The sequence below is a fragment of the Paraclostridium bifermentans genome (assembly GCF_019916025.1).
Classification (GTDB): Bacteria; Bacillota; Clostridia; order Peptostreptococcales; family Peptostreptococcaceae; genus Paraclostridium; species Paraclostridium bifermentans.
In genome coordinates, this window is sequence record NZ_CP079737.1 from 652,723 (window position 1) to 678,925 (window position 26,203).

22 protein-coding genes and 1 other annotated feature are annotated in these 26,203 nt (G+C 28.7%); of the genes, 20 read left to right on the forward strand and 2 right to left on the reverse strand.

From position 1 onward, the window contains the following. The first annotated feature begins 14 nt into the window (after positions 1-14). The 10 genes from KXZ80_RS03210 to KXZ80_RS03255 all read left to right on the forward strand — a co-directional run bounded on the left by KXZ80_RS03210 (position 15) and on the right by KXZ80_RS03255 (position 13,708). Positions 15-383 (forward strand): YhbY family RNA-binding protein, encoded by a 369-nt coding sequence (locus KXZ80_RS03210; RefSeq protein WP_021432054.1) that lies wholly within the window; start codon positions 15-17, stop codon positions 381-383. 187 nt (positions 384-570) lie between these two features. Next, on the forward strand, positions 571-1,905 hold the full coding sequence (locus KXZ80_RS03215; protein WP_021432055.1) for a CoA-disulfide reductase: 1,335 nt from the start codon (positions 571-573) through the stop codon (positions 1,903-1,905). Positions 1,906-2,122: 217 nt separating this feature from the next. Further along, entirely contained in the window at positions 2,123-3,388 is a 1,266-nt protein-coding gene (locus KXZ80_RS03220) for a cation:proton antiporter (RefSeq protein ID WP_021432056.1), read from the forward strand. Positions 3,389-3,576: 188 nt separating this feature from the next. Beyond that, positions 3,577-4,335, forward strand: a complete 759-nt coding sequence (locus KXZ80_RS03225; RefSeq protein WP_021432057.1) for a MerR family transcriptional regulator — start codon at positions 3,577-3,579, stop codon at positions 4,333-4,335. 173 nt (positions 4,336-4,508) lie between these two features. After that, on the forward strand, positions 4,509-6,452 hold the full coding sequence (locus tag KXZ80_RS03230; protein ID WP_021432058.1) for a KUP/HAK/KT family potassium transporter: 1,944 nt from the start codon (positions 4,509-4,511) through the stop codon (positions 6,450-6,452). 96 nt (positions 6,453-6,548) lie between these two features. Further along, positions 6,549-7,241, forward strand: coding sequence for a response regulator transcription factor (locus tag KXZ80_RS03235; protein WP_021432059.1), 693 nt, complete (start codon positions 6,549-6,551; stop codon positions 7,239-7,241). Next, positions 7,238-8,479, forward strand: coding sequence for a sensor histidine kinase (locus KXZ80_RS03240; RefSeq protein ID WP_021432060.1), 1,242 nt, complete (start codon positions 7,238-7,240; stop codon positions 8,477-8,479). Before KXZ80_RS03235 ends, KXZ80_RS03240 begins: the two co-directional genes overlap by 4 nt. Before the next feature lie 80 nt (positions 8,480-8,559). Continuing rightward, entirely contained in the window at positions 8,560-9,243 is a 684-nt protein-coding gene (locus KXZ80_RS03245; protein WP_021432061.1) for an ABC transporter ATP-binding protein, read from the forward strand. Next, a complete protein-coding gene (locus KXZ80_RS03250) occupies positions 9,236-11,620 on the forward strand; it encodes an ABC transporter permease (protein ID WP_021432062.1) in 2,385 nt (794 codons plus the stop codon). Before KXZ80_RS03245 ends, KXZ80_RS03250 begins: the two co-directional genes overlap by 8 nt. Positions 11,621-11,764: 144 nt before the next feature. After that, the gene (locus KXZ80_RS03255) at positions 11,765-13,708 is read left to right on the forward strand and encodes a KUP/HAK/KT family potassium transporter (RefSeq protein WP_021432063.1); all 1,944 of its coding nucleotides are present in this window, start codon (positions 11,765-11,767) and stop codon (positions 13,706-13,708) included. 67 nt (positions 13,709-13,775) lie between these two features. Here the strand turns inward: KXZ80_RS03255 and recX are convergent, their stop codons facing one another. Next, complete coding sequence (recX, locus tag KXZ80_RS03260; protein ID WP_021432064.1) at positions 13,776-14,417, reverse strand: recombination regulator RecX; 642 nt, start codon at positions 14,415-14,417, stop codon at positions 13,776-13,778. A gap of 137 nt (positions 14,418-14,554) precedes the next feature. On the opposite strand from recX, the gene nadD reads away from it, so the two are divergent. The 8 genes from nadD (at position 14,555) to sdaAA (ending at position 22,942) form a co-directional block, all read left to right on the forward strand. Beyond that, a complete protein-coding gene (nadD, locus tag KXZ80_RS03265) occupies positions 14,555-15,244 on the forward strand; it encodes a nicotinate-nucleotide adenylyltransferase (protein WP_021429846.1) in 690 nt (229 codons plus the stop codon). Positions 15,245-15,246: 2 nt separating this feature from the next. Continuing rightward, positions 15,247-15,810: a bis(5'-nucleosyl)-tetraphosphatase (symmetrical) YqeK gene (gene yqeK, locus KXZ80_RS03270; RefSeq protein ID WP_021429946.1), complete on the forward strand. Its 564-nt coding sequence runs from the start codon at positions 15,247-15,249 to the stop codon at positions 15,808-15,810. A gap of 182 nt (positions 15,811-15,992) precedes the next feature. After that, entirely contained in the window at positions 15,993-16,346 is a 354-nt protein-coding gene (gene rsfS / locus KXZ80_RS03275; RefSeq protein WP_021432065.1) for a ribosome silencing factor, read from the forward strand. 31 nt (positions 16,347-16,377) lie between these two features. Next, positions 16,378-16,573, forward strand: a binding site (T-box leader). A gap of 168 nt (positions 16,574-16,741) precedes the next feature. Further along, positions 16,742-19,162 (forward strand): leucine--tRNA ligase, encoded by a 2,421-nt coding sequence (leuS, locus tag KXZ80_RS03280; protein WP_021432066.1) that lies wholly within the window; start codon positions 16,742-16,744, stop codon positions 19,160-19,162. 326 nt (positions 19,163-19,488) lie between these two features. Beyond that, positions 19,489-20,700 carry a threonine ammonia-lyase gene (gene ilvA / locus KXZ80_RS03285; protein ID WP_021432067.1) on the forward strand — a complete coding sequence of 404 codons (1,212 nt, stop codon included), beginning with the start codon at positions 19,489-19,491 and terminating at the stop codon, positions 20,698-20,700. 160 nt (positions 20,701-20,860) lie between these two features. Continuing rightward, complete coding sequence (locus tag KXZ80_RS03290) at positions 20,861-21,244, forward strand: RidA family protein (RefSeq protein ID WP_025162072.1); 384 nt, start codon at positions 20,861-20,863, stop codon at positions 21,242-21,244. Between the two features lie 121 nt (positions 21,245-21,365). Then, complete coding sequence (sdaAB, locus tag KXZ80_RS03295; RefSeq protein WP_021429814.1) at positions 21,366-22,040, forward strand: L-serine ammonia-lyase, iron-sulfur-dependent subunit beta; 675 nt, start codon at positions 21,366-21,368, stop codon at positions 22,038-22,040. 23 nt (positions 22,041-22,063) lie between these two features. Then, on the forward strand, positions 22,064-22,942 hold the full coding sequence (gene sdaAA, locus KXZ80_RS03300) for an L-serine ammonia-lyase, iron-sulfur-dependent, subunit alpha (protein WP_021432068.1): 879 nt from the start codon (positions 22,064-22,066) through the stop codon (positions 22,940-22,942). A gap of 27 nt (positions 22,943-22,969) precedes the next feature. Here sdaAA and KXZ80_RS03305 read toward each other — a convergent pair whose 3' ends face one another. Beyond that, entirely contained in the window at positions 22,970-24,313 is a 1,344-nt protein-coding gene (locus KXZ80_RS03305; protein WP_021432069.1) for a D-alanyl-D-alanine carboxypeptidase family protein, read from the reverse strand. Between the two features lie 77 nt (positions 24,314-24,390). On the opposite strand from KXZ80_RS03305, the gene KXZ80_RS03310 reads away from it, so the two are divergent. Together KXZ80_RS03310 and selD are read left to right on the forward strand one after the other, a co-directional pair. Continuing rightward, positions 24,391-25,089 carry a helix-hairpin-helix domain-containing protein gene (locus tag KXZ80_RS03310; RefSeq protein WP_021432070.1) on the forward strand — a complete coding sequence of 233 codons (699 nt, stop codon included), beginning with the start codon at positions 24,391-24,393 and terminating at the stop codon, positions 25,087-25,089. A 55-nt stretch (positions 25,090-25,144) separates the two neighbouring features. Further along, complete coding sequence (selD, locus tag KXZ80_RS03315) at positions 25,145-26,191, forward strand: selenide, water dikinase SelD (protein ID WP_082435274.1); 1,047 nt, start codon at positions 25,145-25,147, stop codon at positions 26,189-26,191. Positions 26,192-26,203: the final 12 nt, after the last annotated feature.

Below are 26,203 nucleotides of genomic sequence, written 5' to 3' on the forward strand. Positions count from 1 at the left end.
AAAGAGGTGGACACATGTTAAAAGGTAAGCAAAGAGCATACTTAAGATCTGTTGCTAACACTTTAAAACCTATAACTCAAATAGGTAAAGAAGGAGTTACAGAAAGCTTTTTAGATCAATTAGAAGATATGTTAAAAGCTAGAGAAATAGTTAAAGTTTCTATACTAGAAAATGCTGGATTAGATGCTAAAGAAACTGCAAATGCTATATGCGAAGCTATAAGAGCAGAATTTGTTCAAGCTATAGGATTTAAGTTTACTATATATAAAAAAAATGAAGAAGATCCAAAGATAATATTCCCAGGACACGAGCAAGCGAAAGCTAAAAAAGTTGATAATACAGTGTCTAAAAAAGGAAGACCAACTAAAAAATCTAGAAGATAATTTATGAGATACCCAATTTAACTGGGTATCTTTTTTTATAAAATTTTAAAATTCAAAAAAGTAGAAAAAATGATTGAAATGTGTTAATATATCATAAATAATGGGTAACTGCTATATTATAATTTAAAACTAGATATAGAAATTAAGAAATTTATTTAAAATACATTATTTTTTAAGGAGAAAAGAGATGAGAGTTGTAATTATTGGTGGAGTAGCAGCTGGAATGAGTGCTGCTGCAAAATTAAAAAGAATGAAACCTGATTATGAAGTAGTTGTATATGAAAAAACAGATGTTGTATCATTTGGAGCATGTGGACTTCCATATTTTGTTGGCGGTTTTTTCGATGATCCTCAAAATATGATAGCAAGAGCGCCTGAGAAGTTTGTTGAAAGTGGAATAGACTTAAAAATATTCCATGAAGTAACTTCAATTGATACTGATTCAAAAAAATTAAAAGTTCAAGATGTAAAAAATGGAGAAATATTTGAAGATTCATATGATAAATTAATGATAGCAACAGGAGCTAGCAGCATAATACCTCCTATAAAAAATGTTAAACTTGAAAATGTGTCAACATTAAAGAGTTTAGATGATGGTATAAAAGTTAAAGAACTAATGAATAGAGATGAAATAAAAAAAGTTGCTATAATTGGTGCAGGATTTATAGGTCTTGAAGCAGTTGAAGCAGCTAAAAAATTAGGGAAAGAAGTAGTGGTATTCCAACTAGAAGATAGAATTTTACCTCAAGTATTTGACAAAGAACTTACTGATATATTAGAAGAAGAAATTAAAAATCATAATGTTGATTTAAGATTACAGGAAATAGTTAGTGAGTTAGTTGGAGAAGAAAAAGTTAAAAAGGTTATAACAAATAAAGGTGAATATGATGCAGATTTAGTTATAATAGCAACTGGAGTAAGACCGAATACAGCATTTTTAAAAGATAGTAAAGTTAATATGCTACCAAATGGAGCAATTATTGTTGATGAATTTGGAAAAACTTCAGTAGAAGACATATATGCAGCGGGTGACTGTGCAACTATAAAAAATATAGTAACAGGACAAGATTCATATGTTCCACTTGCAACAGGAGCTAATAAATTAGGAAGAATAGTTGGAGAAAATTTAGCTGGAGCTAATAATAGTTTCCAAGGGTCTTTAGGATCTAGTTGTATAAAAATTATGGATATGGAAGCTGCATGTACAGGATTAACAGAAGTACAAGCAGAAAAGTTAGGAATAAAGGTTAAATCTAAGTTTATATCAGACTTTAACCAAACTAATTATTATCCAGGAAGAAATAAAATGTATGTAAAGCTTGTATATGATGCTGATACAAAAGTTATATTAGGAGGACAAGTTGCAGGATATAAAGATGCTGTTCAAAGATGTAATGTAATAGCTGCATCTATATTTGGGAAATTAACAACTAGTCAATTAGGTATGCTAGATTTATGTTATGCACCACCATTTGCAAGAACATGGGATATCCTTAATGTAGCAGGTAATGTATCTAAATAATTAAAATATAAAACTGATAGTGATACTTATTAAAGCATTACTATCAGTTTTTTTACGTTTAAGAAAAATATGTTTAATAGAAAGTTTCAAATAACCATTAAAAATACAAATAATAACCACTTATAATATTTATTTTACTTATGATAAAAGCAATAGTAAAATAATACTTGGAATTGATAAGATAAATTAATTTATATTATAGATGGAGGTTATATATATGGAAAATACAGTAGAAGCTATTGCTACCAATAATTTATTAATAATATTTTCAGCAATAGTTGTAATAGGAGTCATATTAGGAAAATTAAGTGAAAAGCTTAAATTACCAGATGTAATACTATACTTAATAGCAGGAATCATAATAGGACCGGCAGTTTTAAACTTAATAAGTGTAGATTCATTTCCTATAGAAAATAATCTTATATTAACTTTTGGATCGGCATTTATCCTTTATGAAGGTGGCCGAGAAGTTAATTTAAAAGTTTTAAATAAAGTAAAGGTTAGTGTAGGGCTATTAGCAACCTTAGGAGTTGTAATATCAACTATAGTAGTAGGATTTGCTACTAATAAAATTTTTGGACTTCCAATAATGACATCTTTACTTGTAGGAGGAATAATAGCATCAACAGACCCTGCAGCACTTATACCAGTATTTAAGCAAGTTACTATAAAAGATAAAATAAAGCAAACAGTTGTAAGTGAGTCTGCATTTAACGATGCAGTAGGAGCTATAATTGTAAGTACACTTCTTGCGATAGTTACATCAGGAAGCTTTTCAGTCGGAGAAAGTGCAAAAGAGCTCTTAGTAGCAGTTGTTGTAGGAGTTATAGTGGGAATTATTATTGGATATGTATTCTCAGTTCTTATATGTGATAATAAATGGGGAATATTCCATTCATATGCACCTATAATATCTATACTTAAAGTTATATTAGCTTATGAAATAGCAACATACTTACATGGAAGTGGATATATGGCGGTATTTATAGTTGGGCTTATAGCTGGAAATAAAAAATTATTTGGATTATGGGTTCCTGAAGAATCTTTCCAATCTGAACATCACTTTAGAGAAAGTGTAGCATCTTTATGCCGTATGTCAATATTTGTTGTATTAGGTACACATGTTGATTTAGGAGCACTATCTCAATATTGGTTACCTTCTTTAATAGTAGTATTAGTTTTAATGTTTATTGCAAGACCACTAGTAGTATTAATTTGTACAGTATTTGATATTAAAGCTAAATGGAAAATAAACGATAAGTTATTTATGATGTGGGTAAGAGAAACTGGAGTTATCCCCGCTGCCTTATCTGGGATAGTGGTATCGATGAAAGTTCCAGGGTATGAGATAATATCTTCAATAGTATTTATGACAATTCTAATAACTTTAATAGTTCAAGCTAGTACTACTAAGCTAGTAGCTAAAAAGTTAGATGTATTAGAGTTTAATGAAGAGAACGTAGAACAAGAAAAAGCTGCATAAAAAATGAGTTAGGATGTCTTTTTAGGCATCCTATTTTTTACGCTTAAGAAAATTATACTTACTTAAATTTTGTGTATAATTTATGTAATATAGGGATACAAATGCTTTTGTGAAAGTAAAAAATAGGTTAAAATTATTATTGACTCTAACACTATGTAATACCTTAATATATTTTTAAGGAGGTAAATATGTATAAAGTAAATGAAGTTTCGAAACTAAGTGGAGTAAGTATTAGAATGCTTCACCATTATGATAAAATTGGAGTTTTAATTCCTAGTAAAAAAACTGAAAAGAACTATAGGCTATATAGCGATGAAGATATAAAAAGATTATATCAAATCTTAACACTTAAAGAATTGGATTTTCCATTGAATGAAATTAAAAAAATTTTAGATGATAAAAATTTAAACAAGAAAGAAGTTTTATCATTTCAAAAAGAATTGATATTAGAAAAAAGAAACAGATTAAATAATATAATTCAATCTATTGATGAACAAATAAATGACTTAGGAGGAAATAAGACTATGAGTAAAAAAGATTTTAAGGTATTTGATTATGAAAAAATTAAACAGCACGAGGAAAAATATAAAGATGAAACAAAGAGAAAGTATGGGGATAGTGATGCTTATAGTGAATGTAAAGAAAAAACTAGTTCATATGGCGAAAACGATTGGAAGAAAATAAGCGACGAAGCTAATAAAATTTATGAAGAATTGGCACAATTGATGGATAAATCTCCTGCAGATGAAGAAGTGCAAATTGTCATTGAAAAATGGAGAAATCATATAAGTGAAAACTTTTATGATTGTACAATAGAGATCTTTAAAGGCTTAGGAATAATGTATGTAGCAGATGAGAGATTTACAAAAAATATAGATAAGTATAAATCAGGATTAGCTCAATTTTTAAGTGATGGAATTAATGCATATTGTGATAATCATAAATAAAAACATGAGAATTATATAGGAAAATATAAGGAAGATATATAATTTAAGAAAATACTGCTGTATTTGATAATAAGTTATTAATAAATAGCTTCATATAAAGATAGACAATAAATGACAATGAGAATATAATATGTTCAACTTATTAATTACTTATTTATGAAAGGAATCTCGATATGAGCAGCAGTAAAAAAGTTAGTATAGCATCACTGTTAGTAGCTTTAGGAATTGTATATGGAGATATAGGAACATCGCCATTATATGTTATGAAAGCTATATTGGCTACTAACGGTGGATACATCTCTAATGAATTAGTATTAGGTGGTGTATCACTTGTTTTTTGGACTTTAACCCTTCAAACAACTATAAAGTATGTTATATTGACCCTTAAAGCAGATAATAATGGAGAGGGAGGAATATTTTCCTTATATACTTTAGTTAGAAAAAGAGCTAAATGGCTGATTGTTCCAGCTGTTATAGGTGGAGCTGCACTTTTAGCAGATGGTATGATTACTCCCCCTGTTACAGTTACCTCAGCTATTGAAGGGTTGAATTTAATATGGACGTTAAGTACAAAGACTGTAGTTATTACAGTCATATTTATTTTAATATTTTTATTTTCATTCCAAAAATTTGGAACAGCTAAGATTGGTAAATTGTTTGGACCGATGATGTTTGTTTGGTTTAGTATGTTAGCTATACTTGGAGTTAGCCAAATAGTACAAAATCCTTATATAATTAAGGCATTAAATCCTTATTATGCTATAAATCTATTAATTGAAAGTCCTAAAAGCACATATATTTTAGGCGCTGTTTTTCTTTGTACAACAGGAGCAGAAGCACTTTATTCAGACTTAGGTCATTGTGGAAGAAAAAATATATATTATACATGGACTTTTGTAAAAACATGCTTAGTTTTTAATTACTTAGGGCAAGGGGCTTGGTTAATTTCTAGAAATGGAGAACAAATAACTCAAAATCCATTTTTCTTGATAATGCCACAAAGTTTTATTATGCCTGGGGTTATAATTGCTACATTAGCAGCAATTATAGCTAGTCAAGCATTGATTTCAGGATCATTTACTTTAATATCAGAGGCTATAAAGTTAAATTTATTTCCAAGGTTAAGAGTTAGATATCCTAATGAAGAAAAAGGCCAAATATATATACCTGCAATAAATTATATATTAGGGATAGGTTGTATATTACTAGTATTGTATTTCAAGAAATCTGAAAATATGGAAGCTGCATATGGGCTTGCAATTACAGTAACTATGTTAATGACAACAATACTATTATCACAGTACCAAAGATACAATAGAAGAAAACCAAAGTTAAGCATCGTAGTATTAATAGTATTTGGATGTATTGAACTGAGCTTTTTATATGCGAATTTATTTAAGTTCTTTAGAGGTGGATATATAACATTATGTATAGGATTGATAATAATATTCATAATGTATACTTGGATACATGGAACTCATATAAAGCAAAAATATAGTCAGTATAGTAAAATTTCTGATCACTTAGATAAATTTGAAGCTATAGATAAAGATACAGAGTTACCTATTTATGCAACACATACAGTTTATTTGACTCAATCACAAAATAGAAAATATGTGGAAAATAAGATACTACATTCTATATTTAATAAGAGACCAAAGCGTTCTAAGTATTATTGGTTTATCCATGTTAAAGTAACTGATGAGCCATATACAATGAACTATAAAGTATTTACAATAAAGCCAAATAAAATATTCAGTATAGAATTTCAACTTGGGTTTAGAGTTAGCCAAAGAATAAATGTTTTTCTAAGAGAAGTTATACAAAATTTAATATCAACAGGAGAATTAGAATTTACGCCTAAAGAATACATGTTGGACAATAGCCAAGATAAAAATGTAGGAGATTTTAAATTTGTATTAATTGAAGAAGCATTATCTAATGAAAGTAATCTTTCAAAATGGGATAGTCTTATAATGAGTTTTAAAGTGATTATAAAAAGAGTAACAGTTTCACCATCAAAATGGTTTGGGATAGATACAAGTATAGTAGAAGTTGAGAAAGTTCCTATAACTATAGGTCATAGAAATAAAGTTGAATTGAAAAGAGTTCGCTAATAGAAAAAGAAGTTATCTATTTTTAGATAACTTCTTTTTGTTTGTAATGATTTCATAGTAAAATATATGTAAAAGGATAATATAAAGGAGCGTTTTATGGGATATATTTTATTATTAGAGGATGATAGGTCTTTAAATAGGGGGATAAGTTTTAAATTAAAAAGAGAAGGATATAAAGTATTTACAACATTTAGTATAAAAGAAGCTAAAGATATATTTTTAAATGAAAAAATTGATTTGATTATATCTGATATTGGACTTCCTGATGGAGATGGGTTTGCGTTTTGTGAATATATAAGAACTATAAGTGATGTTCATATAATAATGCTAACTGCATTAGACCAAGAAGTTGATATAGTTACAGGGTATGATGTTGGAGCAGATGATTACATTACAAAACCATTTAGTTTAATTATTTTAATATCTAAAGTAAATGCAATTATGAAGAGGATTGGAAACTCTAGTAATGAAACTTGTATAAGTTGTGATGGCATAACTTTTAACTATGTAGATAGCAAGCTTACAAAAGAAGAAAATGAAATAATTCTTAGCAAAAACGAAAGTAAGTTACTTAAATATTTAATGGAAAACTCATGTCAAACTATAACTAAAGAACAATTGATGGAAGCTTTGTGGGATATTGATGGAAATTATGTAGATGAAAATACTGTAGCTGTAAATATAAGAAGACTTAGACAAAAGGTTGAAGATAATCCATCTAATCCTAAATTCATAAAAAATATAAGAGGGATTGGATACACTTTTGAAAAGAGGTGTATGAAAAAATGATAGATCTATTAAGAAGAGAACCAATTGTAAAGCGTATATCTATATATATGGGGATAGGATTAATAACAATTTTATTTATATTTAGCATAAATCAATATAATAATTTTAAAAATATATACTTAGAACAATTAAATATAAATAAAAAAATTGTAGGATCTATAGTAAGTGAACATCCAGAGCTTGAGGCAGATATAGTAAATAGTATATATATTAATGATAAAGATTACAGTGATTTAGGCGAGAAGGTATTGAAAAAATATGGATATGATAAAAATTATAAAATGATAGAAAATATAAATTTTCAACAACATATAAAGTATTTCCTGGTAAATAATTTAATTGTTTTTGTAGGAATCATAATATTAATAATATTAATAATGTGCAATTTGATGAAATATGTATTTAATAAATTAGATAAAGTGAGTAAAAATATAGAATGTATAATTCATGGAAAGTACAATATAAAAGATGATTTTAAAGAAGAAGGTATATTCAATATAATTCATTCGGATTTAAATAAATTATCAAAAAGTATAAATACCAAAATTAAAAATTTAGATAAAGAAAAAGAAAATATAAAAGAGCTAGTAACTGATATATCACATCAACTTAAAACTCCATTAGCGTCTTTAAAATTATATAATTCATTATTATTAGAAGAAGATTTAGAGGAGGAAGATAGGAAAGAGTTTTTGAAAACAAGTGGTATGTATATAAATAAATTACAAAGCCTCATTGAGTCTTTGGTAAATATATCGAGATTAGAAACAAGTATGATAAGTATAAAAAAAGAAAATAAAAATATAAAAGCCACAATTATTAAGGCTATAGAAAGTGTAAAGCCCAAAGCTATTAATAAATTTATATCTATTAATTTAAATGATTTTGATGATAAAATAGTACCTCATGATTCGAAGTGGACGGAAGAATGTATATTTAATATTTTAGATAATGCAGTTAAATATACTAACTTAAAAGGGAAAATAGATATATATGTTCAAGATGCTATAAATTTTATAAGAATTGATATAAAAGATAATGGAATTGGAATTGATAAAAATGAATTTAATAATATTTTTAAAAGATTTTATAGAAGTGAAGAAGTCCAAGACTTAGAAGGCTCAGGGGTTGGACTTTATTTAAGTAGAAAAATACTTGAAAGCCAAGGTGGAAATATAATTGTATCATCTCAAAAAGGTGAAGGTAGTAAATTTTCTTTGTTTCTTACGAAAGTGTAAGACTTTATGAAAGTGTTATGTAAGACTTAAAGCTTATTATTAAGGTATAAAAAGTAAGAAAAAGAGAAGGAGTAAATTATATGACTATATTAAAAACTAGGGGCTTGAAAAAATACTATGGAAATGGAGAAAACTTAGTAAAGGCAATTGACGACAACAACATAGAAATAATTGAAGGGGAATTTGTAGCTATAGTAGGAAAATCAGGTTCAGGAAAAAGTACACTACTACATATGATAGGCGGTCTAGATAGACCAACAGATGGAAAAGTATTTATAGATGGTAAGGATATATTTTCATTAAAGGACGAATCTTTAGCTATTTTTAGAAGAAGAAAAATAGGATTTATATTCCAATATTATAACTTGATATCATCGTTAAATGTTTGGGAAAATATAGTACTTCCTATAGGTCTTGATAATAAAACTGTAGATGAAGAATTTATAAACGATATAATAAATGCTTTAGGATTAAGTGATAAAAAAGAGTCACTTCCAAATACTTTATCAGGAGGGCAACAACAAAGAGTTGCTATTGCTCGTGCATTAGCAACTAGACCGTCTATAATATTAGCTGATGAACCAACTGGAAACTTAGATTCAAAAACATCAGATGAGGTAATGAGTTTGCTAAAATCTATGATAAAAAAATATAATCAGACATTAGTTATGATAACTCACGATGAAACTATAGCACAAATGGCAGATAGGATTATATATATTGAAGATGGAAAGGTCTTAAAAGGTGGTGTTATAAATGATTAACACTACTAAAATAGCAAAAAGCAATTTAAAACAAAATAAGTCAAAATCTACACTAATTATTATTACTATAATTCTAGCAACTACACTTTTAACTGCTGTTGGATTGACTTGTGCAGATTGGAATTTTTTAAGTAAAGAAAATGTTAGGAAGTACTCAGGAACTCAACATGGAGTTTACAGAAAGATAGATGAGCAAAAACTAAAACAAATTAAAGCTCATTCTCAAATTGAAAAAATTGGAATTGTAAATAGCATAGGAAGTAAGGATTATGAAGATGAGACTAAAATAGGTATAGGATATATAGATAATAATGCTATAGAATTTAGTAGTAAAAATTTTATAGATGGAAAACTTCCAATTAAAAAAAATGAAATTGTTTTAGATGATTTAGCTTTAGAGAAAATGGGATATGAAAAAAAATTAGGTCAAAAGATTAATTTAGAATATGAAGATTTTGCAAAAAAGGGGACTACTAAATCAGAGTTCATATTAACTGGAATTACAAAAGTAAATGAAATTTCTAAACTTAAAAAATCTTATGCTGGCATAGTATCGAAAGATTATATGGAATCAACTAGAGATATGGATAAAGAAATTTCAAATGTATTTATAACTATAAAGGGTGAAAATAAATTATCTGGGGAAGAACTTATATCAAAAGTAGAAAAAATAGGTAAAGACTTAGATATACCAAAGGGTAGCATAAATGTAAATGAAGATTATATAAATACCTTAAAGCCAGATCCTCAGGTTATAATGTGGGGAGCTACAATAGCAATAATAGTTATATTATCTAGCATATTAGTAATTTACAATATATTTTATCTATCAATAACAAGTAAAGTTCAGGAGTTTGGAAAACTTAGAGCTATAGGAGCTACTAAAAAACAAATAAAAGAAATTGTTTTAAAAGAAGGGATATTTTTATCTACAATAGCTGTACCACTAGGAATTTCATTAGGATATGTAATAAATAAATTTGTATTAACAAAAGTATTTTTTAATGGAGCAGATGTACAAAAACTTCCAATAATAATAGGTGTTATGACAGTAAGTTTCTTAACAGTGTTTATATCTTTGTTAAAGCCTATGAAGGTTGCATCAAAAGTATCTATTATTGATGCTGTAAGATATAGTGGGGATATAAAAACAAAATCTAAAACTAGAAAAGGATATAAATATATAAATATAAAAAGACTTTCAAATGCAAATTTAAAAAGAAATAAAAAGCGTACTTATGTAACTATAATATCACTTTCATTAAGTGGAATAATATTTGTAGTTATGGCGAGTGTTTTAAATAGTATAAATGCTGAAAAAATGGCAAGAGATCATTTTTCATATGATATAAGTATAAACTTATCAGGATATACTTTTGGAGAAGAAGATAGTCCAAACACTGAATTTAATATTTTACAAACTAAAAATCCATTAGGTAAAGATTTTAGAGGTGAACTCTTAAATATGGATGGTGTTGTGAGTTTAGAAAGCATAAATACCACTAAAGTAGAAGTTAATAATTTAGGAAATGAGTATAAATATGAGCAGTTATCGGGAATAGATGAGAAAGATTTAGAGGATTTAGAATTTTATCTTGAAGATGGAAAAATAGATATTGAAAAGTTGAAAAGTGGAGATGAGATACTTTTCGCATATCCAGAATTAGCAAAAGAGTTTGGCATAAAAGCAGGAGACAAAATAACTTTAACATTATATGATGGAAAAGATAAGTTTAATAAAACATTTAAAATTCAAGCTATAACATCAGCTCCAGGTGTTTTTTTAATTCACAATGATGTATTTAAAAAATTATTTAAAACAGACACAACTAACACTTTAGGTATACATGTTGCTGAAGGAAGTTATGATGAAGTAAAAGAATTTATTAAAAACTTAGATAAGTCAAATGAATATATAGATGCTAGATATATAGACGATGATATAGAATTAAACGAATTATCTATAAAAATGACTAAAGCTGTAGGATATAGTTTGGTTATAATAATAGGGGTTATAGGCTTTATGAATTTAATAAACTCTATGATAACTAGCATAATAACTAGAAAAAAAGAATTAGGAATGTTACAAGCTATAGGTTTAACAGATAAACAACTTATAAAAATGTTAAATATTGAAGCTATGTTTTACACAGGGACTATGCTTTTAAGTTCCTTAACATTAGGAAGCGGGTTAGGATATATTGCTGTTTATGTTTTTAGAAAGACTGGAGCTTCTTATGCATCGTACATATTCCCGCTTGTTCCTATTTTAATTATGGTTTTATGTATAGTAATTGCACAGTTAACATTAACTTATATAATAAGTAAGAATTTTAATAAAGAATCTTTAATTGATAGGGTTAGATACAACGAATAAAACAAAAAATGTTTTATGTTAATTATGTTAAATATGTTAAGTAATAGTTAAATTGCTAGACTTATATAAAAATAAATACTAATATACATACAATATAGTTGCTTGGAACTATAATTATCTAAAGTGAAGGAAGGAATAATTTTTATGAGCACCAGGAAGAAGATAAGTATAGCATCATTGTTAATAGCATTGGGGATTGTATATGGAGATATCGGAACATCTCCGCTATATGTTATGAAAGCTATACTAGGGACTAACGGAGGATATATTTCTGAGGAATTAGTATTAGGTGGAGTATCTTTAGTATTTTGGACATTAACTTTACAAACAACAATAAAGTATGTTGTTTTAACTCTTAAAGCAGATAATAATGGTGAAGGTGGTATATTTTCATTATACACACTAGTTAGAAAAAGGGCTAAGTGGCTAGTTGTTCCTGCTGTTATAGGTGGGGCAGCTCTCTTAGCTGATGGAATGATTACACCAGCTATGACGGTAACTTCAGCTATTGAAGGTTTAAATTTAATATATAAGTTAAATACTGATACTATAGTAATAATAGTTATTTGTATATTGGCATTTTTATTTTCATTCCAAAAGTTTGGAACAAATAAGATTGGAAAGCTGTTTGGACCTGTGATGTTTACTTGGTTTTTAATGCTAGCATTATTAGGTATATCGCAAATTATAAAATATCCACAAGTAGTAAAAGCAATAAATCCATACTATGGGATAAAACTATTGATTAATAGTCCTAGTATAACCTATATATTAGGAGCTGTTTTCTTATGTACAACAGGAGCAGAGGCGCTTTATTCAGATTTAGGTCATTGTGGAAGAAAAAACATCTATTATAGTTGGGTTTTTGCAAAAATATGTTTAGTGTTAAATTATTTAGGCCAAGGAGCATGGCTTATTTTAAATAATGGAAATGTAGTTAAAGAGAACCCATTTTTCTTAATAATGCCAAGTTGGTTTATTATATCAGGAGTAATAATAGCTACACTAGCAGCGATTATAGCTAGTCAAGCTCTTATAACAGGAGCATTTACACTAATATCAGAAGCTATAAAATTGAATTTATTTCCAAGACTTAGTGTTAGATATCCAAATGAAGAAAAGGGTCAAATATATATACCTTCAGTAAATTATTTAATAGGGATAGGATGTATATTACTAGTTTTACATTTTAAAAAGTCAGAACATATGGAAGCTGCATATGGACTTGCGATAACAGTTACTATGTTGATGACAACTATATTACTATCTCAATATGAAAAATATAATAAAAAAAGACGTGTATTAAGTTTATTTGTTTTAGTTGTATTTGGAGGAATAGAAATAAGCTTCTTATTTGCCAACTTATCGAAATTCTTCAAAGGTGGATATATAACATTAATAATAGGGTTAATTATAATACTTATTATGTATGTGTGGATTCATGGGTCAACTATAAAAAGAAAGCACAATAGATTTAGTAAAATACTTGATCATTTAGATAAATTTGATGCAATAAAGAAAGATACAGATATACCTATATATTCAACTCATACAGTATATCTAACTCAGTCTCAAAATAGAAATTATGTAGAGAATAAAATCCTACATTCAATATTTAATAAGAGGCCAAAACGTTCAAGATACTATTGGTTCTTACATGTAAAAGTTACAGATGAGCCGTACACAATGAATTATAGGGTTCATACAATACAACAGAATCAAATATTTAGTATAGAGTTTGAAGTAGGATTTAGAGTTGAGCAGAGAGTAAATGTATTTTTACGTGAAGTAATACAGGATTTAATTGCTTCAGGAGAACTATCATTTGATGTTAAAGATTATATGATAAATAATGATGAAGATAAGAATGTAGGTGATTTCAAATTTATAATTTTAGAAGAAGTAATTTCTAAGGAAAGTCAATTATCAAATTGGGATAATTTAATAATGAGTTTTAAAATATTTATAAAGAAAATCACTGTATCTCCTGAAAAATGGTTCGGTATAGATACAAGTATTGTTGAAGTAGAAAAAGTACCTATAACTATAGGTAGGATTAAAAAGATTAAACTTAAGCGAGTAAATTAGAATATATAAGTATTAAAAAATTATGGAGTCTTCAAAATGTAATTATTTTGAAGACTCCATAATTTATTTAACAATAATCTGACTCATCATAATTAAGAAGTTTATTTAAAACCCTTTTTATAATGTCATAACTAAACCCTTTATAAGCTAAGTGTTGAGAAATTTTTTGATATATTTTATTCCTATCTTCGTTTTTCACACGTTCGTATCTTTTTTTAGCTAAATGCATTGCATTTTCAAACTCTACATCACTATCTATATCAGACATAACAGAATCTATCGTATTTCTATCGATACCTTTATTATATAAGTTTTGTTTTATTCTATTTTTACCACACTTATTAACTTTTAAGTTTGTATTTGTTATTCTCTGAGCAAGATCTTCATCGTTTACGAAATTATATTTTCTTAAAAAGACTAGAACTTTATCTATAATATCCTCATCAAAGTCATTTGATAATTTGGTTATTATATTCTTTTCTGATTGGGGTGCTTTAGAAAGTATAGATAAAGCCTTGTTTTTAGCTTTTATATACATTTCATCATGTAGCAAACCTTTTAATACATTTTCATCGATTTCCATTCCTTTTTTTAAGTTTAACGTAAAAACTAGTTCTTTGTAAATTCCCATAAAAAACTGTTCATTTAAATATATGTTAACTCTATCTTCATTTTTTTTCTGAGCTTCTATTTTTGTTATTATAGACATAACTACCTCCTTAAAAAAACTTAACTTAATGCATTTTAATCATGTACAAAATTATACCGTAAAATATAGAATAATTGTATCAAAGAAGCTAAAATTAATGATACAATAAAAGTATAAAGGACAAAAGGAGATTTTTAATGAGAATTGATGAATTAGTATTAAAGGCGAAAAATTTTAACAACCTAAAGTCAAATTTTCATAAAATGGGAAATGAGAATGTAAATATAGGTATAATGGGAGGAACTTTTGACCCTATACATTATGCACATTTAGCAACAGCAGAATATGTAAGAGAAACTTACAATCTTGATAAAATACTTTTTATACCAACTGGTAACCCACCTCATAAATCAAAACTAAGAACGGATAAAAAAGATAGATATAATATGGTTTTATTGGCTACAATGAATAATGATGATTTTGTTGTTTCGGATATGGAGATAAATAGAAATACTAGAACTTATACAATAGATACTTTAAAAGAATTACATAAAATTTATCCAAATGCTAATATATACTTTATAACTGGAGCTGATACTATTTGCGATATGGAAAGTTGGAAAAATGTTGGGGAAAATTTTGAATTAGCAACTTTTATAGCAGCAAATAGACCCGGAATAAATTCTAATGAAGCTAAAATGAAAATAGAAAGATTAAAATCTAGATATGATGCTAATATAAGGTCAGTAAATGTTCCTTCGCTGGATATATCGTCAACTTATATAAGGAACCATATAAAAAATGGTAAATCTATTAAATATTTAATACCTGAATGTGTGGAATCTTATATTTATGAAAAAAAAATATATACAAATGGAGTTGAATAATTTTGGATTCGCAAAATTTAATAATTAAATTAAATGAAATGCTACCTAAAAATAGAATGTTACATTCTGAAGGTGTTGCTAAGTGCGCAGTAAAGTTAAGTAAGATATATGGATATGATGAAGAAAAAGCATATTTAGCAGGTATACTTCATGACTGTGCAAAGTATTTAAGCCAAGAACAAGTTGAGTATTATGTAAAAAAATATGAAATATACTTAGATGATTATGAAAAAGAAAATTTAGCATTGTCTCATAGTATAATAGGATCAGTTTTAGTTAGACATGAATTTTTTATAGATGACTTAGATATAGTAACTGCTGTTAGGTATCATACTACAGGAAGATCTAATATGGACATGCTAGAAAAAATTATATACATAGCGGATATAATTGAAGAAAATAGAAATTATCCTGGAGTAGAAGAACTAAGAGAGTTAGCTTATAACGGGCAAATGGATAAGGCGTTATTACAATCTTTCGATAATACTATAAAGTTAGTAATAGATAGAAAACAAATAATACACCCTAGAACAATAGAAGCTAGAAATTTTATTTTAGAAAAATAAATAATTTTTATAAAATAAATCACAATAAGTATAAATTAATAATAATATAGAATTAATAAATTGAAGAAGTGTAAATAATAGCGATAACATGTCAACACTAAGAATATAAATTTAGTATTATGAAGTTAGTTTTTTGTGGTATAATATAAAAACGCAAAAAATAAGGAAGGTAGGAATTTAATATGACGACAGTAGAACAAATGGTTAAAGTTATATATGATGCTATTGATGATAAACTAGGTAAAGATATATCTATAATAAAAGTAGGAGAAGTATCAAGTTTATGTGATTACTTCGTAATAGCTACAGCAGGATCTACAAGACAGGTAAAAGCGGTAGCTGATAATGTAGAAGATGAACTTACTAAATTAGGTATAGAATCAAGAGGTAAAGAAGGGTACGAAACACAAGAGTGGATACTATTAGACTTTGGAGATATAATGGTTCACGTATTTAATGAAGAAAATAGAGCATACTATAATCTAGAGAAAATGTGGAAAGATGCTCCATATGTTGATGTTGACACATTAGCTTAATAATTATATAATAATAAGATATAATTAAAAATCAAAATAGACTAGAGTAGTAAAATTAAATTTAGATTTCAGAGAGCTAGTGGACGGTGTGAACTAGTATTAAATTAATTTGAACTTGCTAGATATAATCTATTTAACCGTAGTTGGTATAAAGACTAGTACGAGAGGATTATTTTTTAAAAATAATCAATTAGGGTGGTACCGCGAGTAATATCCTCGTCCCTAAACATTAATTTGTTTAGTGACGGGGATTTTTTTATACGTGAAAATGTATAGCGAAGTTGTTAGATTAATCATTGAGGAAGCATTTAAAGTCCAAAGGACTTCATGCTAAGGAAATGATTGACCTAACAACGAGCGAGCTTTCGCGAAACAAAAAAATAGGAGGTAAAAAAATGAACGTTTATAAACCAAATGAAGTTGAAGCTAAATGGCAAAAAACTTGGGATCAAAATGAACAATACAAAACTGATACTAATGATACAACAAAACCAAAATACTACACATTAGAAATGTTACCATACCCATCAGGTAAAATACACATGGGGCACGTTAGAAACTACTCTATAGGTGATGTTATAGCTAGATTCAAAAAAATGCAAGGTTACAATGTTCTTCATCCAATGGGATGGGATTCATTCGGACTTCCAGCTGAAAATGCGGCTATAAAGCATGGAATACATCCTCATAAGTGGACTATGGAAAACATAGAAGACATGAAGGGTCAATTAAAATTATTAGGACTTAGCTATGATTGGGATAGAGAAATAGCAACATCTACTCCAGAGTACTACAAGTTCACTCAAGAAATATTCTTAAAGTTCTTAGAGCATGGATTAGCATACAAGAAAAAATCTTTTGTTAACTGGTGTCCATCTTGTGAAACAGTTTTAGCTAATGAGCAAGTTGTTCAAGGAGCTTGTGAAAGATGTGATTCAGTAGTAGTTAAAAAAGACTTAGAGCAATGGTATTTTAAAACTACTCACTTTGCAGAAGAGTTACTTCAAGATTTAGATACTTTAGATGGATGGCCAGAAAAAGTTAAAACAATGCAAAGAAACTGGATAGGAAAAAGTACTGGAGCTGAAATAACTTTCGATATAGATGGAAGTGATAAATCAGTAACAGTATTTACAACTAGACCAGATACAGTACACGGAGTTTCTTATATGGTTTTAGCTCCAGAGCATGATTTAGTTAAAGAGTTAGTTGCTGGAACTGAGTATGAAGAAGCTGTAGAAAAGTTTATAACTAAAATGTACACTATGACTGAAATAGAAAGAACTTCAAGCGACTTAGAAAAAGAAGGAATGTTCATAGGTAAACATGTTATAAATCCATTAAACGGACAAAAAGTTGAGTTATGGATAGCGAACTATGTATTAGTTGACTATGGAACAGGTGCAGTTATGGCAGTTCCAGCTCATGATGAAAGAGATGCTGAATTTGCAGCTAAATATAACTTAAACGTAGTTGAGGTTATAAATGAAGATAACATAATGGTAAACTCTGGTGAGTTTGATGGAATGGAAGCTTCAAAGGCATTTGATGCAATAATAGAAAAAATAGAAGAAATGGGAATAGGAAAGAAAACAGTTAACTATAGATTAAGAGACTGGTTACTTTCTAGACAAAGATATTGGGGATGTCCAATACCTGTAGTATACTGTGATGAGTGTGGATTAGTACCTGAGAAGAAAGAAAACTTACCTGTATTATTACCAACAGATATAGAGTTTACAGGTAAAGGTGAATCACCACTTACTACATCAAAAGAGTTTATGAATGCTACTTGCCCATGTTGTGGAAAGCCAGCTAGAAGAGAAGTAGATACAATGGATACTTTTGTTGATTCTTCTTGGTATTTCTTAAGATATATAGATGCTCAAAATACTAATGAGCCATTTAGTAAGGATGCAGTTAACAATTGGATGCCAGTTGATCAATATATAGGTGGAGTAGAGCATGCTATAATGCATTTACTTTACGCAAGATTCTTTGTTAAAGCATTTAATGAAATGGGAATGTTAGACTTCAAAGAACCATTTAAAAACTTATTAACTCAAGGTATGGTTTTAAAAGATGGAACTAAGATGAGTAAGTCTAAAGGAAATGTTGTATCACCACTTGAAATAATAGATGAGTACGGAGCTGACACTGCTAGATTATTCGTATTATTTGCAGCACCACCAGAAAGAGATTTAGAATGGTCAGAACAAGGTGTTGAAGGATGCTTTAGATTCTTAAATAGAGTTTATAGATTAGTTGATGAATTAGCTGATAAAGCTAAATGTGATGCTACTATGGGTGAATTAACTAAAGAAGATAAGGCTATGAGATTTACTATAAATGCTACATTAAAGAAAGTAACTGAAGACTTAAATGAGAAGTTTGGTTTCAATACTGCAATATCTGCATTAATGGAATTAATAAACGAAATGTACAAATATAAAGAGTTAGAAACTAGAAATGATGCAGTTATAAAAGAAGCTATAGAAACTATAGTTACAATAATAGCTCCATTTGCTCCTCATATAGGTGAAGAATTATGGACTATGATAGGTAAAGAAGGAAGTATATTTGATATATCTTGGCCAAAATATGATGAATCTGCTTTAGTTAAAGATGAAGTTGAAGTTGTAGTTCAAATTAATGGTAAAGTAAGAGGGAAATTAAGTGTAGCTGCTAATATATCAAGAGAAGATATGCAAGAAGCTGCAATGAATGATGAAAAGATAAAAGCTTTAGTAGAAGGAAAAACAATAGTAAAAGTAGTAGCTGTTCCTAAAAAGCTTGTTAATATAGTTGTAAAATAATAAATAAGTTATATAGAATAAAAAAAGGTCTTTTTAAAAAAGACCTTTTTTTATTTACATAAGTAAGCAATCTAACTAAAAAAATAAGGTGATTTTAAAATTTAAAATGAAAAAATCATTAAAAATAAAATTAAATTAAAAAAATATAAAAATTTTTTTAGGGGAAAAATAACAGGAAAACAGAGGAATCAACACGTTTGTAAATTTTTTGACAAATTGAAAAATTCCCAAAAAATGTTTTCCTGTTGATTTTTGATGGGAAAGTATATACAATAAAGATGTCAAACAATTATAAATTAAATCTAAACATTATGGGAGTGAGTAAAATGACAAGAGTTACATTACAAGATGTTAAAGATGCTAGAGAAACTATAAAAGACATAGTTAAAACAACTGATTTGTTAGAAAGCGTTAAGCTAAGTGAAAAGACTGGGGCAAACGTATATTATAAATGTGAAAACTTACAAAAGACTGGTTCTTTTAAAGTAAGAGGGGCTTGCAACAAAATAGCAAGTTTAACTGATCAAGAGAAGGCAAACGGTGTTATAGCATCAAGTGCTGGAAACCATGCACAAGGGGTTGCACTTGGAGCTAAACTAAGCGGAATAAAAGCTACAATAGTAATGCCAGCTACTGCACCACTTGCAAAAGTTACTGCAACTAAAGGATATGGAGCAGAAGTAGTTCAAGAAGGTTTAGTATATGATGATGCATATGCAAAAGCTGTTGAAATACAAAAAGAAACTGGAGCAACTTTCTTACATCCATTCAATGACAAATATGTTATGGCTGGACAAGGAACAATAGCTCTTGAAATATTTGAACAATTAAATTCAAATGTTGACACTATATTATGCCCAATCGGTGGAGGGGGAATAATAGCTGGTATAGCAACTGCAGCTAAAGCTTTAAACCCAAATGTTAAAATAATAGGTGTTCAAACTGCTAACATACCATCAATGAAAGAATCTATAGAACAAGGACATGTTACAACTGCATTTAAAGCTACTACAATAGCTGACGGTATAGCAGTTAAAACTCCTGGAGATCATACTTTTGAAATAATAAAAGAGTTAGTTGATGAAGTAATAGTTGTTGAAGAAACTGAAATAGCACAAGCTATGTTATTCTTAGTAGAAAACCAAAAATTAGTATCAGAAGGTTCAGGGGCAGTATCAACAGCTGCATTATTAAGCGGAAAATACAAGCCAGCTAAAGGTGAAAACGTTGTATGTGTAATATCTGGAGGAAACGTAGATGTTAACACATTATACAGAGTTATAGGAACTGCATTAACTTCAGAAGGTAGAAGATATGCATTCAAAACTAAAATACAAGATAAGCCAGGCGGATTAGCTGAGTTAACTCAAATAATAAGTGGATTAAATGCAAACATATTAAATGCAAATATGACAAGACCTCCAAAAGAAACTCTTGGAAGTTTATATCTTGAAATAGAGTTAGAAACATTCGACCAAGCTCATATAGATAAAATAAAATCAGCAGTAGAGTCTGCAGGGTTTGCAATAGAAGATTAATTTATGATATAATGGGTATATAATAAAAAAGTGAAATTATGCTTGCATAATTTCCACTTTTTTACTATATTCTGTATACAATATATACAATTTAGTAGTATAATATTACTGAAAAAAGTATAATATAAAAACAAAACCTATATAAAAGAAGGAGAGATTGATTATGAAACAAGTAATACATACAGAAAAGGCTCCTAAAGCAATAGGACCATACTCTCAAGCTATAAAAAATGGAAACATGGTATTCGTATCAGGACAAGTTCCATTCAACCCAGAAACTATGGAAATAGTTGAAGGTGGAGCAAAAGAGCAAGCTGCTAGATCATTAGAAAGCTTAAAAGAAATATTAGCTGCATCAGGAGCAACTTTTGCAGATGTAGTTAAGACTACAGTATTCATAAGTGATATGAATGATTTTGCTGAAATAAATGAAGTATACGCTTCTTTCTTCGGTGAAAACAAACCAGCTAGATCTTGCGTAGAAGTAGCTAGATTACCAAGAGATGTTAAAGTTGAAATAGAAGCTATAGCTATAGTAAAATAATAATAGACTTTAAAATGGCCATACCTCATTATAGGATGGTCATTTTATGAGTTAAGCGACTATTGGAAATCATTTACAAAACAAAAGAAAAAAGACAATTTGATGAAAAGAGGTATTATTAATGGCTAAAGATTATAGTGTATTTGATGTCGTAGGACCAAATATGATAGGTCCATCAAGCTCGCACACTGCAGGTGCTGCAAGATTAGGGAAAATGGCATTAAAAATAGCAGGTAAACCTGTTAAAGATGTTAAGTTCTATTTACATGGATCATTCGCAGAAACATACAAAGGACATGGAACAGATAAAGCATTAGTTGGTGGTATATTAGGATTCCAACCAGACGACGCTAGAATAAGAAATTCTTTCGATTTAGCTAAAGAATTAGGTGTAAGCTTTGAATTCATTAAAGCTAACTTAGGAGAAAACGAACATCCTAACACAGTTAAAATGGAAATGACTTTAGAAGATGGGTCTAAAGCAGAAGTTAAAGGAGCATCTATAGGTGGTGGAAACATTAAACTTACTGAAATGGACGGATTACCACTTGACTTTAACGGTTCTAGACCAGCAGTTATACTTGAAATAAAAGACATACCAGGAGCTGTATCTTTCGTAACTGGACTTCTTGCTCATAACAACAAGAATATAGCAAATATGTCTACTAATAAGCCAGCTGGAGCTGAGTATACATTCGTTACAATAGAAACAGATGAAGCTTTAGATGTTGATGTATTAGATCAATTAAGAAAATTTGAAGTTATAGCGAAAGCTGTAGTTTTAGACAAATTCTAATGAGTAAGGAAGGGTGACAGAATATGAAATACAACTTTACAAGCGGAGCAGAATTAATAGAAAAATGTAAAGAATTTAACATGACTATAGGTCAATTATGTTTAGAGAGAGAAGCTGAATTAAGCGGACTTTCTAAAGAAGAAGTAAGAGAAAAAATGGCTGTTAGTTTAGATATAATGAAAAAAGCTACTGAAAGAGCTGTAACAGAAGATATAAAATCTGTTGGAGGTTTAATAGGTGGAGAAGCTAAAAAATTAGAAAATCACAGAAATACTCAAAAAACAGTTTGTGGTGGGTTAATGAATAAAGCTTTAGCTGCTGCAATGGGAACAATGGAAGTAAATGCTTCTATGGGTCTTATAGTTGCTGCACCTACAGCTGGTTCTTGTGGTATATTACCAGGAGCTATCGTTACTATAGGTAAAGAATATGGATTCAGTGATGATGAAATGTTAGATGCATTATTTACAGCATCAGCTATAGGAGCTATAATAACTAGAAATGCAACTGTTGCAGGAGCTGAAGGTGGATGCCAAGCTGAAACTGGTGCTGCAGCTGCAATGAGTGCTGCTGGCATAGTTGAGTTAATGGGTGGAAGTGTAGAAGCTGCTGTTGCTGCTGCATCTCACTGTTTACAAAATGTAATGGGATTAGTTTGTGATCCAATAGCAGGTCTTGTTGAAGTTCCTTGTCAAGGAAGAAATGCTATAGGTGTTGCAAATGCTTTAATATCTGCAGAACTTTGTTTAGCTGGAATATTAAATATAATACCATTTGATGAAACTGTTGAAGCTATGTATAAAGTTGGTAGAGGTCTTCCAATGGAGTTAAGAGAAACTGCATTAGGTGGAGTTGCTGCAACTTGTACAGGAAACTGCTTAACTAAAAAAATATTCGGATAATAAAAAAGAGGCTATTAGCCTCTTTTTTTAGTGTCTTCTTCTATGATTTTTTTTATTTGAATACATATTGCTTTTTCTTTTTGAATATATGTTCTTTCTTCTTTTCTTTTTTCTTACCTTTTTCTTAACTAAAACTAATACAATGAAAAGTACAACTATTAAAATTGCACCAATTATAATTGATTGGAAGCTTTTTACTATTGGGTTGTTCAAAATTGATGAAAATACATTTGTAACATCATTTTGAGCTATTAGAGGAATGTTTGCAACAGGATTTTTTCCTTTATCCTTATAAACCTCTAATGTACCTACAGTATCACCTTTTTTTATTGGAAGCTTTATATCATTTAAATTAGCTTTAGCTTCAAATGTAGGAGTAGTTTCACCTTTATTAATAACTGTATAATAACTATACTTAGGTGCGTATTCTAATTTTCTTCCTTTTGCATACCATATAAACTTAGAGTCTACAAAATCATTTTTCTCAATCGCTTTTTGAGATTTGAAATTATCAAATCCGTAATCTAAAAGAGTTCTGCTATCTGTATATAAGTTAGGTTCACCATCTGCTTTAAATACAGCAGCAACTAATCTCATATCATCTTTTTTGGCGCTAGAAAGTAAACACTTACCAGCATCATCTGTATATCCAGTTTTTATACCATCTACTATGTCATACTTAATATCTGTATTTTGTCCTTTATAAGGAATAGTAGTAGTTCCTGTTAAAAATTTATTTGTGTTAATTAATGTTCTTTCTGGTGATAAATTTGTAGCTGGTACTTTTATTGTTTTTTTATTTACGATGTTTCTAAAATCTTCATTATTCATTGCTTCTCTTGCCATTAAAGCCATATCATAAGCTGATGTGTAATGTTCAGGGTCAGGTAATCCATTTGGATTATGGAAATGAGTATTCTTAGCACCTATCTTTTTAGCTTCTTCGTTCATTAAATTTGCAAATTCTGGAATAGATCCGCTAATATGTTGAGCTAAAACAACGGCTGCATCATTTCCAGAAACTAAAAGTAAACCTTCTAATAGTTGCCTAACTGTAACTTGCTCCCCTGGAACTAAATACATACTTGTTCCACCTACATTTCCTATATTACCAACAGTTACAACCTCGTCTAGGTTTTTGGCATATTTTAATGTAAGGTAGGCAGTCCACATTTTAGTTGTAGATGCTGGGTATAAATTTGCATTAGAATTTTTTTCATATAAAACTTTTCCACTTGTATAATCCATTAAAACTGCATATTGAGCAGATATATTAGGAGGTGGTGTTTCTGCGAATGAAATATTACCAAATGCAAATAAATTAACAAAAGTTATTATGAATGATAATAATACTGATACTTTTTTTAACATTTTTTGTCCTCCGATTGTAAACTTATATTTTAGTATAACATATTTATGTCAATAATCAAATTTGAAGGAGTGATAAAATGAAGCAGAAGAAAAATTTTATTATTATAATAGTGATTATTGCCATAAGTTCAGTTTTTTTAATTAAAAATAATAAATTTATAGAAAAAAATGATTCCTATGTTGTAAGTGGTGCAGAAAGTGAAAAATCTAATTTAAAAAATAATGATATTGAAAAAAATGATAATAACCAAGGGGATTTCTCAAAAATAGAAAATATTGAAGATGTAAAAACTGTTGATAAAAATGAAAATATGACTAAAAAAATTAGTATTTATATAAGTGGAGCTGTAAATTCTCCTGGAGTTGTAGAACTAAAAAGTAATGAAAGGTTAATGGAAGGTGTAAAGCTTTGTGATGGACTTACTGATGAAGCTGACACAAATAGAATTAATTTAGCTATGAAAGTTAAAGATGAGGGACATTATATAATACCTAAAGAAGGTGAAGAAATAGCACTCAATGATTCAAATGAAAATGTTGAAAATAATAACAATGATAATAATAGCGGTGAAGGTGAAAGTAAAAAAATAAATATAAATAATGCATCTAAAGAAGAATTAGATTCATTACCTGGAGTTGGAGAGGTTACAGCACAAAAAATACTAGATTACAGAGACGAAAATAAGGAGTTCAAATCAATTGATGAAATAAAAAATGTGAAAGGTATAGGAGAAAATAAATTTAATGATTTGAAGGATTATATCTGTATTCAATAAATGCTAATTATGATATTATTAGTTATGTAATGCTTTAAAGAAAGGAGACATAATTATGGAAATGATGAAAAGACTTACAGATATGACAACTTCAGGAGGGTGAGCCGCTAAAATAGGGCCAGAGGTACTGGCATCGGTATTATCCCAATTACCTAAAAATACATCGGATAAAAAAGAAAATTTATTAGTTGGACTTGAAACTTCAGATGATGCAGCTGTTTATAAATTAAATGATGAAACAGCTTTAATTCAAACTTTAGATTTCTTTACTCCAATGATAGATGATCCGTATGTATTTGGACAAATAGCAGCATCTAACTCATTATCAGATGTTTATGCTATGGGAGGAAAGCCTTTAGTTGCCATGAACATAGTATGTTTCCCAGCATGTCATGATATGAATGTACTAGCAGAAATATTAAAAGGTGGAATGGATAAGGTAAAAGAAAGTGGAGCTTTATTAGTTGGAGGACACACTGTTGATGATAAAGAACCTAAATATGGTTTATCAGTGTCTGGAACAGTACATCCTGATAAAGTTTTATCTAATGCAACTGCAAAAGTAGGGGATAAATTAGTTATAACTAAACCTATAGGAGTGGGAATATTAAATACTGCTATGAAAGAAGGTTTAGTAGATGAAGAAACTTCTAAAATCGTAGTTGAAACTATGGTTCATTTAAATAAATATGCAGCTATGAGCTTTGATAATATAAAGGTAAACTCAGTTACAGATATAACAGGATTTGGACTTTTAGGACATGCATTAGAGATGGCAAAAGCATCAGAAGTTAGTATAGAACTAAATGCTAATGAGATTCCTATATTAAATGGTGCTATTGACATGGCTAAAATGGGAATAATACCAGCTGGTATGTATAGAAATAAACAATATATATCAAGTGATGTTAAATTAGAAAACATAGAAGAAGCTATGGAAGATATATTATATGACCCTCAGACATCAGGAGGATTACTTATATCTGTAGATAGTAATACAGCAGATATATTAGTAGAAGATATGAAAAAGAATGGGTCTATAGAAGCTAAAATAATAGGAACTGTTGTAGATAAAAACGAAAAGTATATAACAGTAAAGTAATGACTTAAGGGG

Bases quoted from the DNA above. Each gene is read 5' to 3' on its own strand.
- KXZ80_RS03310 (WP_021432070.1), top strand. From the start codon at position 24,391: ATGAAGCAGAAGAAAAATTTTATTATTATAATAGTGATTATTGCCATA.
- ilvA (WP_021432067.1), top strand. From the start codon at position 19,489: ATGACAAGAGTTACATTACAAGATGTTAAAGATGCTAGAGAAACTATA.
- rsfS (WP_021432065.1), top strand. From the start codon at position 15,993: ATGACGACAGTAGAACAAATGGTTAAAGTTATATATGATGCTATTGAT.
- KXZ80_RS03250 (WP_021432062.1), top strand. From the start codon at position 9,236: ATGATTAACACTACTAAAATAGCAAAAAGCAATTTAAAACAAAATAAG.
- nadD (WP_021429846.1), top strand. From the start codon at position 14,555: ATGAGAATTGATGAATTAGTATTAAAGGCGAAAAATTTTAACAACCTA.
- leuS (WP_021432066.1), top strand. From the start codon at position 16,742: ATGAACGTTTATAAACCAAATGAAGTTGAAGCTAAATGGCAAAAAACT.
- KXZ80_RS03210 (WP_021432054.1), top strand. From the start codon at position 15: ATGTTAAAAGGTAAGCAAAGAGCATACTTAAGATCTGTTGCTAACACT.
- KXZ80_RS03255 (WP_021432063.1), top strand. From the start codon at position 11,765: ATGAGCACCAGGAAGAAGATAAGTATAGCATCATTGTTAATAGCATTG.
- KXZ80_RS03225 (WP_021432057.1), top strand. From the start codon at position 3,577: ATGTATAAAGTAAATGAAGTTTCGAAACTAAGTGGAGTAAGTATTAGA.
- KXZ80_RS03240 (WP_021432060.1), top strand. From the start codon at position 7,238: ATGATAGATCTATTAAGAAGAGAACCAATTGTAAAGCGTATATCTATA.
- KXZ80_RS03305 (WP_021432069.1), bottom strand. From the start codon at position 24,313: ATGTTAAAAAAAGTATCAGTATTATTATCATTCATAATAACTTTTGTT.
- KXZ80_RS03245 (WP_021432061.1), top strand. From the start codon at position 8,560: ATGACTATATTAAAAACTAGGGGCTTGAAAAAATACTATGGAAATGGA.
- KXZ80_RS03215 (WP_021432055.1), top strand. From the start codon at position 571: ATGAGAGTTGTAATTATTGGTGGAGTAGCAGCTGGAATGAGTGCTGCT.
- KXZ80_RS03230 (WP_021432058.1), top strand. From the start codon at position 4,509: ATGAGCAGCAGTAAAAAAGTTAGTATAGCATCACTGTTAGTAGCTTTA.
- KXZ80_RS03235 (WP_021432059.1), top strand. From the start codon at position 6,549: ATGGGATATATTTTATTATTAGAGGATGATAGGTCTTTAAATAGGGGG.
- sdaAA (WP_021432068.1), top strand. From the start codon at position 22,064: ATGAAATACAACTTTACAAGCGGAGCAGAATTAATAGAAAAATGTAAA.
- sdaAB (WP_021429814.1), top strand. From the start codon at position 21,366: ATGGCTAAAGATTATAGTGTATTTGATGTCGTAGGACCAAATATGATA.
- recX (WP_021432064.1), bottom strand. From the start codon at position 14,417: ATGTCTATAATAACAAAAATAGAAGCTCAGAAAAAAAATGAAGATAGA.
- KXZ80_RS03220 (WP_021432056.1), top strand. From the start codon at position 2,123: ATGGAAAATACAGTAGAAGCTATTGCTACCAATAATTTATTAATAATA.